Origin of the sequence: Streptomyces armeniacus (assembly GCF_003355155.1) — a bacterium.
Taxonomy (GTDB): Bacteria; Actinomycetota; Actinomycetes; order Streptomycetales; family Streptomycetaceae; genus Streptomyces; species Streptomyces armeniacus.
Genome location: NZ_CP031320.1, coordinates 6836250 through 6851560, shown reverse-complemented (window position 1 = coordinate 6851560; position 15311 = coordinate 6836250). Strand labels below are relative to the sequence as shown.

The window sequence follows — 15311 nt, the reverse complement described above, 5'->3', positions numbered from 1 at the left end:
GAGTGGCGACGAGCCCCTCGTCACCGCGCCGGGGACTCCGCGTCCCCGGCCGGTGCGGGGGGCTCGTCGCGTGGCAGGGTGAGGGTGACGCGCAGGCCGTGCGGCTCGTTCGGCGCGAAGCCGACGCGCGCGCCGCCCGCGGAGAGCAGCGCGCGGGTGATGGACAGTCCGAGGCCCGAGCCGGACACGTTCTGGTGGCGGCTGCTGCGCCAGAAGCGGTCGCCGACGCGGGCGAGTTCCTCCTCGTCCAGCCCCGGGCCGCCGTCCGCGACCTCCACCGTCGCCTCGTCCCCGCCCGCGGCGGCCGTGACGGTCACCCGCTGCCCCGCCGGCGTGAACTTGACCGCGTTGTCGACCACCGCGTCCAGCGCGCTGGACAGCGCCACCGGGTCGGCCCACCCGGTGACCGCCGGCGCGCCCTCGTAGCGCAGCTCCACACCGTCCTGCTCCGCGACCGGCTGCCAGGCCGCGACGCGTTCGGCGGCCAGCGCCGCGACGTCGGTCAGCCGCAGGTCCGCCGCGGAGTGCTCGGCCAGCGCCAGGTCCAGCAGGTCGTCCAGCACCTGTGCGAGCCGCTTGCCCTCCGCCCGTACGGACGCGACCTCCTCGTTGCCCTCCGGCAGCTCGAGCCCGAGCAGCTCGATCCGCAGCAGCAGCGCGGACAGCGGGTTCCGCAGCTGGTGCGAGGCGTCGGCCACGAAGGCGCGCTGCTGCTCCAGCACATCCTCCACGTGGTCGGCCATCTCGTTGAACGACCGCGCGAGGCGGCGCAGTTCGGGCGGGCCACCGGAGGCGGCGACACGGGACTTGAACTCGCCGGTGGCGATCTCGTGCGCGGCCCAGTCCAGCGTGCGCACCGGCCGCAGCACCCAGCGCGTCAGCAGGAACGCCGCCGCCACCGCGAGCAGCAGCGCCGCGGCCTCGCCGGCCGCGATCGGCAGCCAGCCGTGCAGGATGCGGGAGCGCAGCTGCCCGGTGGGCGAGTCGGTGTAGACGACGGCGGCCACGTCGCCGTCCCTGATCACCGGCGAGGCGACGGCGATACGGCCCCGCTGCCACGGCCACACCTGCTTCGGGTCGTGGCTGCGCCGCCCGGCCAGCGCCTCCATGAACGCCTCCTGGCCCGCGCCCGTACGCGGCACCCGCCAGCCGTCGGGGGCGGCGGCCATGGTCTGCCCGTCGCGGTAGAAGACGCCGGCGCGGATGCCGTACAGGTCGTGGTAGCGGCGCAGTTCGCGGCGGAGCGTGGCCAGCCGCTCGCCCTGCTCGCTGCGCGCGGTGACGAACTGCGCGAGCGACGCGAACCGCGCGGTGTCGTCGATGCGGTCCACGACGACGTTCTGCTGCTCGGCCGAGGCCAGGCTGACCGCGAGCGGCAGTCCGAGGGCGAGGGGCACCCCGGCGAACAGGAGGATGAGGAGCGGGAGGAGGCGGGCGCGCACGCGATCGGTCCGGCGGTCCGTGGCTACGCGGCCGGCGGCGCGACGAGCCGGTAGCCGACGCCCCGTACGGTCTCGATGAGCGCGGGCAGCCCGAGCTTCGAACGCAGCGACGCCACATGCACCTCCAGCGTCCGCCCGGTCCCCTCCCAACTCGTACGCCACACCTCGCTGATGATCTGCTCCCGCCGGAACACCACCCCGGGCCGCTGCGCGAGCAGCGCCAGCAGGTCGAACTCCTTGCGGGTCAGCGACACCGCACGGCCGCCCACCGACACCTGGCGGGTGGGCAGCTCGATCGTCAGCTTCCCGAGCCGCAGCACCGCGCCGCCCGCGGCGCCGCCCGTACCCTGCTCCTCCGCGCCGGCCTCGTCGGCGGGCACGGTGCGCCGGCTGACCGCGTGGATACGGGCGAGGAGCTCGCCGGTGTCGTAGGGCTTGACGACGTAGTCGTCGGCGCCGAGGTTCAGACCGTGGATCCGCGACCGTACGTCCGCACGGGCCGTCACCATGATCACGGGTACGGAGGTCAGCTTGCGGATGCGTCCGCACACCTCGAAGCCGTCCTGGCCCGGCAGTCCGAGGTCGAGCAGCACCACGCCGAAGGGCGCCGCGTCGTCGCCGGGCAGCAGCTCCCGCAGGGCGTCCTCGCCGTCCCGGGCGTGCACGACGGTGAAGCCGTGCCGCTCCAGCACCGCGGAGAGCGCGGCGGCGACCCGCTCGTCGTCCTCGACCAGCAGCAGTCTCATACGTGCCCTCCCTTCCGGCCCTGTCGATCTTCTGCCCGGCACGCGGACCGGTCCCGGTACGGCACGCGGTCCGGCACTGCATCCACGCGGATCGGCCCAGACGAGTCAAGGGGCCACGGGTGCCCCGCGCTTTCCGTTATGCAGCCGGTACGCGCCCCGCGGCGCCTCCGCACGCCCGGCTCACCGAGTGTGCCGCGCTGCGACCAGATCGTTATGCTCAATTTCCCCTCAGATGTAATGACGCTGGTGGCGGGGGCTCACTAGGGTCCTCGCAACCGACGAGGACGGAGCTGCAGGCCGATGAGCAAAGTATCGGTGACCAAGGACGCCGGCGGACCGGAATCGGCGCCGAGCGGCCTGGTCGTCCTGGACAACGTCAACAAGCACTTCGGTGCGCTGCACGTGCTCCAGGACATCGACCTGACGATCGCGCGCGGCGAGGTCGTGGTCGTCATCGGACCGTCCGGTTCCGGCAAGTCCACGCTGTGCCGCACGATCAACCGGCTGGAGACGATCGACTCCGGCTACATCGCCGTCGACGACAAGCCCCTGCCCGCGGAAGGCAAGGAACTGGCCAGGCTGCGCGCGGACGTGGGCATGGTGTTCCAGGCGTTCAACCTCTTCGCGCACAAGACGGTGCTCGACAACGTCATGCTCGGCCAGCTGAAGGTCCGCAAGACGGACAAGGAGGAGGCCGAGAAGAAGGCGCGCGCCCTGCTGGACCGGGTGGGTGTCGCGAACCAGGCCGACAAGTACCCCGCTCAGCTCTCCGGCGGCCAGCAGCAGCGCGTGGCCATCGCCCGCGCGCTGGCCATGGATCCCAAGGTGATGCTGTTCGACGAGCCGACTTCGGCGCTCGACCCCGAGATGATCAACGAGGTCCTCGAGGTCATGCAGCAGTTGGCGCGGGACGGGATGACGATGGTCGTCGTCACCCACGAGATGGGCTTCGCACGATCCGCTGCCAACCGGGTGGTTTTCATGGCGGACGGGCGAATTGTCGAGGAGGCTACCCCCGACCAGTTCTTCAGCAACCCGCGCAGCGACCGGGCGAAGGACTTCCTGTCGAAGATCCTTCACCACTGAGCTCGGCTCACCGGAACCACGGACAACAACGATCACAGGGAAGCTCACCATGAATCTCCGCAAAGCCAGCATGGCGGCGGCCGCCGCGCTCACCCTCGCACTGACCGCCACCGCGTGCGGTGGCGGCGGCTCAGGCGACGACGACGGACTGACCATCGGCATCAAGTTCGACCAGCCGGGGCTGGGGCTGAAGACTCCGGACGGCAAGTACGAGGGCTTCGACGTCGACGTGGCGAAGTACATCGCCAAGGAGATGGGCGTCAAAGAGGCGGACATCACCTGGAAGGAAGCCCCCAGCGCCGAGCGCGAGAACCTGATCTCGAACGGCGACGTGGACTTCATCGCCGCCACGTACTCCATCACCCCGGAGCGCAAGGAGAAGGTCGACTTCGCCGGCCCGTACCTGATGGCGCACCAGGACCTGCTGGTCCGCAAGGACGACAACTCCATCAAGAGCGAGAAGGACCTGAACACCAGCGATCTGAAGCTGTGTTCGGTCACCGGCTCGACCTCCGCGCAGAACGTCAAGAAGGAGTTCGCGCCGAAGGCGGACCTGCAGGAGTACGGCGGCTACTCGGAGTGCCTCACCGGCCTGGAGAACAAGGCCGCCGACGCCCTGACCACCGACGACTCCATCCTCGCCGGCTTCGCCTCGCAGAAGGAGCACCAGGGCAAGTTCAGGCTCGCCGGGCTCAACCTGAGCGACGAGCCGTACGGCGTCGGCCTCAAGAAGGGCGACACCAAGCTGCAGAAGCAGATCAACGACGCGATCACCAAGATGGTCAAGGACGGTTCCTGGGAGAAGGCGGCGGAGAAGCACTTCGGCCCCGCCGACTACCAGTACGACAAGGCACCGAAGATCACGGAAACCAGCTGACAGCTGATGGCAGGGTGGCGCGCCGTCCGGGAAGGACGGCGCGCCACTCCCATCCAACGAGGCGAGAGCGCGGGAGAACGTGTTCGACTTTCTTGATCAGTACGACGTGTGGGAAGCGTTCTGGGTGACGATCAAGCTCACCCTGTACTCGGCGATAGGCTCCCTGATCTGGGGCACCCTCCTCGCCGCCATGCGGGTAAGCCCGGTGCCGGTGATGCGCGCGTTCGGCACCCTCTACATCAACACCGTGCGGAACACCCCGCTCACGGTGATCATCGTCGCCACGTCGCTGGGGCTCTACCAGACGCTGGGCATCGAGCTCGGCGGCGGCACCTCGAAGGACATCAACTTCAAGCTGGCCGTCCTCGGTCTGATCGTGTACCACGCCAGCTTCGTCTGCGAGTCGCTGCGCTCCGGGATCAACACGGTGCCGGTCGGCCAGGCGGAGGCGGCGCGCGCACTGGGCCTGAACTTCATCCAGGTGCTGACGCTCATCGTCCTCCCGCAGGCGTTCCGCTCCGTGGTGGCGCCGCTCGCGAACGTACTGATCGCCCTCACCAAGAACACCACCGTGGCGGCGGCCATCGGCGTCGCCGAGGCGGCGCTGCTGATGAAGGAAATGGTGGAGAACGAGAGTGACGTCATCTTCCTGGTCTTCGCGGTGTTCGCCTTCGGGTTCATCGTTCTCACACTTCCGGTCGGCCTCCTCCTGGGCTGGGTCAGCAAGCGCGTGGCGGTGAAGCGATGAGTGACCTCTCTGTTCTGTACGACGCCCCCGGGCCGCGCGCCAAGGTGCGCAACTGGCTCTACTCCGTCCTGTTCCTCGTGGTCTTCGTACTCGCCGCGTGGTGGGTCCTGGGCGAGATGGCGGACAAGGACCAGCTGGCCGGGGAGAAGTGGAAGCCGTTCTTCACCGACTCCCGGGTGTGGACGACGTATCTCTTCCCGGGCCTGCTCAACACCCTGAAGGCGGCGGGCCTCTCGATCGCCATCGCGCTGCCGCTCGGCGCGATCCTCGGCATCGGACGGCTCTCCGACCACAAGTGGGTCAGCATCCCCGCGGGCGCCGTCGTGGAGCTGTTCCGCGCCATCCCCGTGCTGCTGATGATGGTGTTCGCGAACCAGGCGTACGCGGAGTTCAGCACCCTCGAGCCCGAAGTCCGCCCGCTGTACGCGGTGGTGACCGGCCTCGTGCTGTACAACAGCGCCGTCATCGCCGAGATCGTACGGGCGGGCATCCAGTCCCTTCCGGCAGGCCAGACAGACGCGGCCAAGGCCATCGGCATGCGCAAGGGCCAGCTCATGTCGTACGTGCTGCTGCCGCAGGCCGTCACCGCGATGCTCCCGGCACTGGTCAGCCAGCTGGTCGTGATCGTGAAGGACACGGCACTCGGCGGCGCCATGCTCGGCTTCGGCGAACTGCTGGGCCAGATCCGAGAGATCACCGCGAACTACGGCGCGAACACCATCGCCGCCTTCACCGTCGTCGCCGTCATCTTCATCCTGCTGAACCTCCTGCTCACCACCCTCGCGGGCTGGCTGGAGAGCCGTATCCGGCGCGGCAAGAAGACCACCGGCGCGGTGGTTCCCACCGCGGCGACGGACCCCGCGGGCGGGCTCGACTGACCACTCGCGAAACAGTGCTAACCACTCGATGTACGCTGCCCGTTCACCCGTCGCTTGACGGGGGAACGGGCAGTGGGTTGCATACGTTCTGTGATCGTGCACCGGGCTCCATCTGCGCCAACTCCCAGCTCTCCTACACACCGTGAGAACTGCGAGGTCCCCCTGCCGTGGACCCGGTGATCATCGTCGGTGCGGGCCCGGTCGGGCTCGCGCTGGCGCTGGCGCTCTCGCGCCACTCCGTCCCTTCCATAGTGCTGGACGCCGGCGACGGCCAGGTGGAGCGCCGGGCGGCACGCACCTGCGTGCTGCGCCCTGACACGGCGTCGCTGCTGCCCCCGGTCGGCGGCGTGCGGTGGAGCGGATGGCGCGCGGAGCGGCGCCGCCGGCTTGTGCACCACGTGGAGTTGGACGACGAGACGTCGCCGCTGCACGTCGAGCAGCACCGGCTGACGGGGACGCTGCGCGCGGCACTCGAACGGGACGAGCTGGTACGGCTCGTCACCGGCAGCCACCTGGACGAGCTGGAACAGGACGCCGACGGCGTCAGCGCACACACCCGCGGTGCGGACGGCACCTGGTGGCGCGGCAGCTACCTGGTCGGCTGCGACGGCGCCCGGTCGACCGTACGGGCACGGCTCGGGGTGCGCTTCACCGGCCGCACGGCCGTGGAACGGCACGCGGTGGCCGCGCTGCGCACCCGGCTGCCCTGGACGGACGAGGCACTGCTGCACCGCGACCCGGGCGGCGCCGGCGGCGAGGTGACGGCGCGTCCGCTGGCCGACGGGCTGTGGCGGCTGGACTGGCTGCTGCCGCCGCGCGGCGACCTGGTCACACCCGAGCAGCTGCTCACCCGCGTACACGACACGCTGACGGAGTGGTACCGCACGCGCGGCGGGGGCGGCGCGCCACCCGCGTACGAACTCCTCGACACCGGCGTCCACACCTCGCACCAGCGGCTGGCCCGGCGCTGGCGCTCCGGCCGCGCGTTTCTGGCGGGGGACGCGGCGCACCTGGTGGGCGCGCTGGGCGTGCAGTCCGCCGACGAAGGGCTGCGGGACGCCGCCAACCTCTCCTGGAAGCTGGCCCTGGCCTGGCACCACGGGCACACGGACGGCACCGAGACGCTGCTCGACAGCTACGAGGCGGAGCGGCGCAGGGCGGTCGGCGCGCGGCTGCGGGCCGTGGACCAGGCGCTGCCGCTCGTACGGCGCGGGGGCGGACGGGGCGGCGCGGACCGCCCTCGACGCGCCGCGGGACGGGCGCGTCAAGGGCTCCGCGCGAATGGTGCGCGTGCTGCGCGCGTCGGCGCGCGGGGCGCTCGGCCGGGACGGCGCGCCGGAGCGGCTGCGGGTCGTGGTGTTCGGCGCCGGGGTCGAGCTGGACGCCGAGGAACTGCGCGCCATCCGGCGGCAGGTGCTGGGCGGCGTCAGCGGGGGGCTCCTCAGCGGGGCATGAGCGCGGCGCCGACCCCCGCGAAGACTCCCCCGGTCACCGTGTCGATGGCCCGGCGCGCACGCCGGTACGCGCCGGTCACCAGCGGCGTGGCCACCGCGAGGGCCACCAGCCCGAACCAGGCCAGCGCCATGGCCAGCATCACGGCGAGCAGCACGACCCGTTCGGCCGGGCTGGTCCCGGCGGGCAGCAGACCGGCGAACAGGGCGCCGAAGAAGACGACGGCCTTCGGGTTGGCCAGATTGGTCAGCAGCCCGAGCCGCCAGTGCCGCAGCGCGCTTCCCGTACGGGCTCGGGCCCCGGCCCCCGCCCGTACGCCGACGGGGTCCGGCGCCTCCTCGGCCCTCTGCCGCCAGGTCCGCCAGAGGGTGGTGGCGCCGTAGTAGATGAGGAAGCAGGCACCGGCGGCCCGTACGGCCTGGTACAGGTGCTGGTGCCGGTCCAGGAGCGTGGTCAGGCCCAGCAGCGCGAGCACGGCCCAGCACGCGATCCCCGAGACGACGCCCGTCGCGACCCACAGCCCCGCCCGCCGGGTGTCGGCGGCGGCGGTGCGGAGGGTGATGACGAAGTCGGGGCCCGGACTGACGACGGCCACGGCCCAGGCGCCGAGCAACGGGAGTACGGCGGTGGTCACTTGGAACTCCTCAGGGGTCAGCGGGTGTCGCGGGTCAGCCGACGGCGGCCGGCGAGGCGATGACGACGGTGACGTCGGCGGCCGTACCGTCCGTCCGGTACACGTGCGGCGCGTCCCCGGCGAACGCCAGCAGGTCCCCGGCGGCGAGCGCACGCGGGTCCTCGGCCGGCCCGGCGGTGAGCCGCCCGGAGGCGACGAGCAGATGCTCGATGGTCCCGGGCGCGTGCGGCACACCGTCGACACCGGTGTGAGCGGGCAGCCGCAGCCGCCACAGCTCGAGGCTGTGCCCGCCGCTGATCCGCCGTAGCAACTCCCGCGTCGGCTCGTCCTCGTGCGCCGCGGTGGCCGCGATGTGCACGGTCCGCGCGTCGCCCTCGCGGGTCAGCAGGTCGGTGAGCGGGATCGACAGGGCGACGGCGATGGTGTCGAGCGTCTCGAGGGTGGGGTTGCCGTTCCCGGCCTCCAACTGGGACATGGTCGCCTTGCTCAGCCCCGTACGACGGGCCAGCTCGGCCCGCGTCATCCCCCGCTGCTGCCGCCGCCGCCGCACCTGCGCCCCGGCGGCGGCCGCGGCCCCACCGACCGCGCGCCGCTCCCGCTCGACGGCCATGGGCACCTCGCTCTCCGCTCTCCAGATGGCTACTTCAGCGAACCACAGGTTCACTATAACTAACCACGCGAGGGCTGGGAAACCCCGCTCCCCGCCGTACCGGCTCAGCCCGCCGCGACCATCAAGGCCGTGACGTAGGCGTCCAGCCGTTCCTCGACGGCTCGCGTCGTCAATTCCGTCCGGCCCGCCTCCCGCCAGGGCCGCGCCACCGACCGCAGTTCCTCCGAGAACGCCAGCGCGTCCCGCACCCGCCAGTACAGCCGCGCGCTCGCGGCGGCGGCCAGCACCCCGCCGGCACCCACGTACGCCTCGGCGAACCGCGGGCCCCACTCCGGGCCGTGCAGCAGCGCGAGATTGGTCGAGCAGTGCGCCACATCGAGGTCTGCCGGACCCCAGGAGGCCCCTGCCCAGTCGACGACTCCGCTGATCCGGTCCCCCGCCGGCCCCGAGGGCGACGCGTCGAACAGCACGTTGCCGAGGTGGAAGTCCCGGTGCAGGAAGCGCCCTTCGTAAGGCGGCGCGGGGTCGCGGATCACATCGATCGCCGCGGCCCACTCCGCCGCGCGTGCGCCCGCCGGAACGACGACGGTGTCGGCGGTCGTCAACGCCTCGTACTCCCGGGGCCGTTCGGCCGGGCGCACCGCGTGGATCGCCACGAGTTGCCGGGCCAGCAGACGTACGCGCGTCTCCAGCCCCTCGTGGTCCTCGCCGTCGAGGACGGTACGGCCCGCGACGTGCGTCATCAGGAGCGACGGATACTCGCAATGGGCCCCGGCCGGATCGACCGCGACCAGCCCGGGAGCCGGTACGCCGGTCCCCGCGAGCAGGGTCAGCGCGCCCGCCTCCCGGCCCAGCGAGTCCTCGGCGCGCTCCACGAAGAACGGGTCGACATAGGTCCGCAGCACCAGGGCCCGGGTGCCTCCGTCCCGCGTACGGATGGTCAGCCGCCGCATCTCGGCGGTGACGCCACCGTGCAACGCCCGGGCACCGACGATCCGCTCACCGGCCTCCAGGTGCCGCCTCACCCAAGCCAATGCCGACGGCCGGACAGCCGCCGCCTCACCGTGGTCTGTCACCGTGCCACCTCACCAGCGGGGCGGCAGCGAGCGCAAAGGGCTTTCGTCCTCCGGTACGGCGGCTATTCGCCGCCTTTGTCCGGCAGCGGGTACGCCGCGAGAAGGGTGCCCGGGACTCCCGGAAGCTCCACCACGTAAAGACTGTTCGCGTCCCTTTCGAGTACCTCGACAGCTTCGGACTTGACGGCTCCGAGCATCTCCCGCTGATCGGGGTTGCGGAGGTCGTGCCTCGTCAGCCGGAAGGTCGCGGCCTCCTCCGGGCTCTCCTCGATGGAGATGATCCCGTTTCGCTTCACGAGCTCCGGGGTGAAGCGATCACTCTTCTTGCGGGACCAGAGCTCCTTTCCCGCACGGAGGTCGTACGCGCGATATTTCCCTTTCTGCGCGATGACCAGTACGCCCTCCCCGACCGCGGCCACCTCGATGCTTCCCGAGGAGTCGTCGACGATGGCTGTCGCCTTTCCGTCGGAGTCGTACGTCTCGACGGCTCTCCTACCGTCGTCGCTGGTCGCGAGGGTCAACGGCTCACTGGCGATGATCTCCGGAAGGCTGTCGCCTTCGATGGAACGCGTCCACAGCCGCTTTCCGGTGTCCGTCCCGTACAGCTCGAGGGTCGATGCGGCACGCTTTCCGCCTGACTTCTCGTCGTCCGGCTCGTGCAGGATTGCTGTGACGGATTCGTCCTTGGTGAGGACGCAGTCGTCGTCCTTCACCAGCGGCGGCAGCTCACTGCCGTCCTGGACATCGAAACGCTGGTGGAAGAAGCAGTTGTCGCCGATCGCGGCGGCTTTCTCACCGATGGTCAAGTCCGAGGACTTCAGGGAGTTGGACTGGACGTCGTCCAGCGGTTTCTGCCAGCCGAGCGAGCCGTCCTGAACGTCGACCGCGGCCAGAATGCTGCACTCACCGCCCTTTTCCAGACCGATGAGCCCCCGTCCGGCGGAGTTGACCTTCTCGGACACGGCGCAGACCGAAGTGGCGCCGTCGGGCAGCGCGAAGGACCACTTCTTCGTACCGCTGTCCGCCGCGTGTCCCGAAAGGGAGAACTCTCCCTTGGTGGAGGTCACGCGGGCGACGGCGACGGTGTCGCCGTGCTGCCAGAGGGTCCTCAGCCCTTCCGCCTCGAGCTCCCACAGCGGCTTCAGCGCCGGAGGCTTGGCGTCCTTCTCCTCGGGCTCGCCCTCTTCGCTCCCGCCGCCGCACGCGGTGCCGGCCAGCGAGAGCAGCAGCGCCCCGGCCAACCCGGACATTGCGGCGCGCCGTGACGACGGTGACACAGTAACTTCCCCCGAAACCCTTGATTCGCCGACGGTTTCGCGCCGCCCGCCCAGCTTCTGGGAACGACGCGGGCGGCCGGCGCCGCGGTTCCCCGCGAGCCGCAGACTCGCCGGTTGAGATGACTTCTAAGGGTCTCCGGCATCCGGGGTTACGGGGAGGAACGTGCCCTTGTCCAGGATGTTTTCGACTACTGGACCGTCGGCCTTGGTGAACCGGCCGTGCGGCAGCGACACGCCCAGGGCTGTGGCCAGCTCCTGGAGTTTGACGTCGGTCAATGCCTCGACCAGGATGCCCAGTTCGGCGGCTGCGCGGCGGGCGGCGGTCCAGGCCGAGAGGCAAAGGGCGGCTCCGGCCACGGCCGCCGGCCACCACAGCGTGCCCAAAGCCAGGTAGCCCAGGGACCACGCGGCTCTGACCGATGCCGCGGTGTAACGGTCCCAGGCGAGTTGGGTGGGTGCGCGTTGGCTGTCGTCGCACAACTGCCACAGCCGGGGCCATACCCGGACCAGCGCCACCTCGTACTGGGCGGCCACCCGTTTCTCGGCGAGGAGCAGGTGGTCTCCGATGCGAGTCGCCCGTTCGGGCAGGTAGCGGTCGTTCAGGCGATGACCCCGCCGGGCCTGGCTCTCGGCCTGCCGGGTACGTCGGCGGAGGAACGGGGCAAGCAGGCGGCGGCTTCGCGGGCCGCGTCCCAGCCACAGCCGCGCGATGGGGCGGCTCAGCTCGGTGGCCACGCCGGCGGAGGCCGCCGCGGTGAGGGTCACCAGCGCGGCGAACAGCAGCCGGTGTGGTGTGCTCGCCAGCCAGCTGGGCGGCGCCTGGTCCAACCGGTCGCTGAGCAGGGCCGGGTCCAGGGCATGGGCCGCGCCGAGCGGGTGCAGCCACCAGGACAGCGCGAGCGTCAGTGCGAACAGCAGACCGGGCAGCGCGAGCAGGGTTACCCACCGCTCGGCGAACTTGGTGCCCAAGCCGTTGAGGAGACCGTCCATGACGTCGTGCCGCCTAGTCGAGCCCGTAAGTGGTGGGACGCAACGGCTGGTCGCCGATGTGACACCACGGCTCGCTCGCGTCCTGGAGACGACCACGCGGCGGGCATACGGCACTCGGACAGTGGAAGCGTTGTCCGATCGGAGCCTGCTCCCACACGTCGCGCAGGGGCACTTCGCCGGGTCCGCGCAAGGTGCCGGACGCGGACAGGAGCAGCACGTCCAGCGCCTCCTTGGCTGATTGCCCCTCCCGTACGGCCGTTACCTGGGCCTCCAGCTCCTGCCGCCAGCCGTCGCGGTCTGCTTCGTCACGCAGCAGCGGCAGATGCTCGCAGAGCCAGGCATGGGCCCGTGCGGGCTCCTCCGGAGGTGAACTCAGGTCAGCAGGCGGGGGCGGGGTGGCCGCGGGGCCGGTTCGGCGTGCACGTCGTCGGAAAAGCGGGGCCATGCCTCAACTCTGCCCCATCGGGAGCGTGTTCACGGGCCCATGTGTACGAAGGGTGCCCAGCGCGCGGGATCCCCCGGATGCTCGGCACGCAGTCGGCGCTGTGCCTGGTGGAGTGCTGAGGCGGGCCCGTATCCCTCGGTCAGCAGCAGGCGGTAGAAGTCGTCCGCGACCGTCGGCGCGTCCGAGCTGACGATCTGCCACATGGTCCCGATCACATGGGAGAAGCCGTTCAGATGGAATGCCGCGGCCGGATGGAGGACCTCGTCCACTACCTGGGCGTCCGGGAGCGCCGTGACACAGGCCGACAGGAACGCCAGGCGCCCGCCCTTCAGTTCCATGTCCGCCAGTTCGTCCATGCCGAGACGTCCGTCGCGCAGGACCAGCCCGCCCTGATCGCCGTGGCACGCGATGTGCACCCAGGGATGGTCGTAGAGCGCGGCCCGCGTCGCGGCGACGGTGACGTGCTGCTCACTCAGCGTTCTGGCCGCCGGAAAACGGGCGGAGACGACCGCTGCCTCCTCTTCGGCGTGCTCGAGTTCGGGCCAGCCGGGGGTCTCGCGCAGCGAGGCGGCCAGCAGTGCCGGGGGCGGGGCGGGGACCGCGGCCTCCGGCCCGAGCCGCCGGGCCTCCCGCAGCGCCCACAAGCTGGGCGTGTAGGACGAGACGACGTAATCGATCAGCGCGGGCCCGTTGTTGCGGTCATGGTGACCGGCCAGATGCAGGGGAAAGGCCGACAGCGGGCCGGTCGGGCACCACCAGACACGGCGGTCCGACCCGAGGTGTGGCTCGACGACTTCCAGGACGGGGGCGGCGATGGCGTCCCACAGGTGGCGGGCGAGGGAGAGGGCGCGCCTGGGCCCGAGGGTGGGGTGCAGCAGCCCGCCCGCCCGGCCGGCCAGCTTGTCGTGTTCCGCGTCGGGGAGCCTGATGTGCACCGGGTCACGATCAGCCAGCACGACGACCGCGGCGCAGCCCGTTTCGCTGACGTTGATGATGACGGCGGGCCCGCCGCGCGCCGCCTCCCGGAGCTCGGAGAAGCTCATGGGGCGGCCGGAACCCTGCCCGGCGGTCAGCTTCTCCCATGTGGCGGCCAACTCGGCGCGGGCACCGGCCGCGTGGTATCCAGCCAGCAGGTCGTCGCGCCCCGGTGCGGGGTAGCCCGGTCTGTCCAGAGCGATGCGGAGCTCTTCCAGCCGCGCCGCCTCACCGGGCGGCGCAAGGCTGCGGCGCAGCCGGTGTGTCTGCGACCAGATGACGGTCCGGCCAAGTTCCAGCAGCTCCACTGCTCGCTCGACCTGCCCGATGGACAGGGCGATGTCCGCGAAGGTGGTGGGGGCCGGAGCCATGCTGCCGAGCTGTGCCTTCCGGTCTTCGAGGCTCAGCCCGAGGGAGGCCGACTGTTCGACCAGCGTCAGGGCGCGCTCGTACCAGGAGAGCGCCGCCTCGTCGTCCTCGTCCACGACGAGGGCGGCTCTGAGCAGCGCGGACACCATGTTCAGCGGATACGACACATCCGGCAGGCGGTCCACCGCGTCCAGCAGGTCCGCCACCAGGTCACGCTCCGGCCCGGACAGCCACGCCGGCACCTGGGTGACGGTGAACAGCAGCATGGCCAGTCCCTCCTCGCTGTCCGGGTCTTCGGCGACCGTGTCTTGGGCGGTCGCGACGGCCTCCGCCAGGTCGTTTCCCTCACCGGTTGCACGGTGCCGGAGCACCAGTGCCCAGATCAGCGCGGGGGACCGGCCGGCCGGCCGCAGCGCGTCGATCGCCCGGTCCAGCGTGGTCGCATCCGCCTGCCGCTCGTACCGCTTGACCAGAAGCCGGCCCAGGGTTCCGCCCGTAGTCTCCGCGGGAAGCACGGCGGCGGCCTGCTCTGCCAGGACGACGGCACGGCCGAGGTCGTCGCCGTCGGCGGCGGAGGGGCTCGTATCGCGCAGGCCCAGGGCCCAGGCGAGAGTCAGCGCGACCGCGGCCCGCGCTCTGCGGCCGGCAAGGACCGGCGGGCGGCGATGAAGCCCTTCGAGGAGGAGCAAGGCCACGTCCAGGTGCGGCCGTGCCCGCGTGCGGGTGTAGTTGATCACCAGGGCGTCGGCGAGAACCAGACGCGCCCTCACTTCGGAGTCCCACAGAGGGCTGAGCCTGAACAGCCAGCCCGGCTCGTCCAGACGCGGGATGCGGGACAGGGTACGCAGCACGCTGTCCAACAACTCGCCCTGGGGCCGGCCCGCTTGGATGCGCAGCAGCAGACTGATCAGCGTCTGCTCGCGGTAGGGCCGTTCGGCGATCTCCTCGCCGAGCTTCAGGATGCCTCGCGACAGGGCCTCGTCCTCTCCCTGCCGTCGGAGCCGCTCAAGCCGTCGCCGATAGCGCAGCACACGTAAGAGGTGGTCCGTCAGCCAGGGCCCGATGACCGCGAAGAAGACGGCCGTTATCGCGAGCAGCGTGCCGACGAACCAGGCGAACGGCCGGTCGGCCAGCACCCAGCGGGACAGATGGCGGCCCGCCGGGACACCCAGCACCCAGTCCCGCACGAGCAGCCAGAGCAGCGCACCGCACCAGGGCGCGGCGGCCCAGGCGAGCGCGCCGGCAGAGAGCACGACCGGATGCTCCCGCCAGGCCGCCAGCCCGGTACGGATGTCCTCCCGGCGCCGCCGGAGCATCGCCACGATCAGCAGCATGAGGACGAGCGCGGCGAGGGGATACGCGAACTGACCGGCCCCGTCGGCCGTCAGCGCCGCATGAACGCCGCTTTCGGGGTCCTCGTCCAAGCTGAAGACGAGCCCTTGCCGCCGTCCAAGCCACCACCCCCAGCCGGCCATCCCTACACCACAGAGGACAATCGCTCCGCTCAACCACCGCACACGGGCAGTATGACGAAACCGTCCCGACCTTCATCGGGTGCCGCTCGAACACATGTTGAGTCCTCAGCGGCGTCCGGACCCCGGCCCCCTGTCACACCGGCACCGTACGACCGGCATCAGCAACTGTCCCGCCTGTCGCGGCGAGCAGAGTCCGGCCGCGGCAGACCCCTGAACCGCACAGAAAGCCGT

Annotated in this window: 13 protein-coding genes and 1 pseudogene; 5 read left to right on the top strand and 9 right to left on the bottom strand. The window is 71.2% G+C overall.

The annotated features are described in order from the left end of the window. Window positions 1-20: 20 nt before the first annotated feature. Together DVA86_RS29895 and DVA86_RS29890 are read right to left on the bottom strand one after the other, a co-directional pair. The gene (locus tag DVA86_RS29895) at window positions 21-1442 is read right to left on the bottom strand and encodes a sensor histidine kinase (RefSeq protein WP_208883013.1); all 1422 of its coding nucleotides are present in this window, start codon (window positions 1440-1442) and stop codon (window positions 21-23) included. A gap of 23 nt (window positions 1443-1465) precedes the next feature. Further along, window positions 1466-2188 (bottom strand): response regulator transcription factor, encoded by a 723-nt coding sequence (locus DVA86_RS29890; protein WP_208883011.1) that lies wholly within the window; start codon window positions 2186-2188, stop codon window positions 1466-1468. A 300-nt stretch (window positions 2189-2488) separates the two neighbouring features. On the opposite strand from DVA86_RS29890, the gene DVA86_RS29885 reads away from it, so the two are divergent. The 5 genes and pseudogenes from DVA86_RS29885 to DVA86_RS36360 form a co-directional block, all read left to right on the top strand. After that, a complete protein-coding gene (locus DVA86_RS29885; RefSeq protein WP_208883009.1) occupies window positions 2489-3274 on the top strand; it encodes an amino acid ABC transporter ATP-binding protein in 786 nt (261 codons plus the stop codon). Window positions 3275-3323: 49 nt separating this feature from the next. Continuing rightward, window positions 3324-4151, top strand: a complete 828-nt coding sequence (locus DVA86_RS29880; RefSeq protein WP_208883007.1) for a glutamate ABC transporter substrate-binding protein — start codon at window positions 3324-3326, stop codon at window positions 4149-4151. Window positions 4152-4230: 79 nt separating this feature from the next. Continuing rightward, window positions 4231-4899: an amino acid ABC transporter permease gene (locus tag DVA86_RS29875; RefSeq protein ID WP_208883005.1), complete on the top strand. Its 669-nt coding sequence runs from the start codon at window positions 4231-4233 to the stop codon at window positions 4897-4899. Beyond that, a complete protein-coding gene (locus DVA86_RS29870) occupies window positions 4896-5777 on the top strand; it encodes an amino acid ABC transporter permease (RefSeq protein WP_208883003.1) in 882 nt (293 codons plus the stop codon). Before DVA86_RS29875 ends, DVA86_RS29870 begins: the two co-directional genes overlap by 4 nt. A 167-nt stretch (window positions 5778-5944) precedes the next feature. Beyond that, window positions 5945-6997: pseudogene (locus DVA86_RS36360) on the top strand (FAD-dependent monooxygenase); the annotation flags it as partial. Between the two features lie 221 nt (window positions 6998-7218). Here the strand turns inward: DVA86_RS36360 and DVA86_RS36355 are convergent. From DVA86_RS36355 to DVA86_RS29830, 7 genes are all read right to left on the bottom strand, one after another. After that, complete coding sequence (locus DVA86_RS36355) at window positions 7219-7824, bottom strand: LysE family translocator (protein ID WP_425471006.1); 606 nt, start codon at window positions 7822-7824, stop codon at window positions 7219-7221. A gap of 73 nt (window positions 7825-7897) precedes the next feature. Further along, window positions 7898-8473 (bottom strand): helix-turn-helix domain-containing protein, encoded by a 576-nt coding sequence (locus tag DVA86_RS29855; protein ID WP_208883000.1) that lies wholly within the window; start codon window positions 8471-8473, stop codon window positions 7898-7900. Window positions 8474-8577: 104 nt separating this feature from the next. Next, entirely contained in the window at window positions 8578-9498 is a 921-nt protein-coding gene (locus tag DVA86_RS29850) for a phosphotransferase family protein (protein ID WP_245997340.1), read from the bottom strand. A gap of 113 nt (window positions 9499-9611) precedes the next feature. Then, entirely contained in the window at window positions 9612-10799 is a 1188-nt protein-coding gene (locus DVA86_RS29845; protein WP_208882996.1) for an outer membrane protein assembly factor BamB family protein, read from the bottom strand. 153 nt (window positions 10800-10952) lie between these two features. Beyond that, window positions 10953-11816, bottom strand: a complete 864-nt coding sequence (locus tag DVA86_RS29840; protein WP_208882994.1) for a hypothetical protein — start codon at window positions 11814-11816, stop codon at window positions 10953-10955. Between the two features lie 13 nt (window positions 11817-11829). Beyond that, entirely contained in the window at window positions 11830-12261 is a 432-nt protein-coding gene (locus DVA86_RS29835) for a hypothetical protein (protein WP_208882993.1), read from the bottom strand. 29 nt (window positions 12262-12290) lie between these two features. After that, entirely contained in the window at window positions 12291-15029 is a 2739-nt protein-coding gene (locus DVA86_RS29830) for a CHAT domain-containing protein (protein ID WP_208882991.1), read from the bottom strand. Window positions 15030-15311 lie beyond the last annotated feature (282 nt).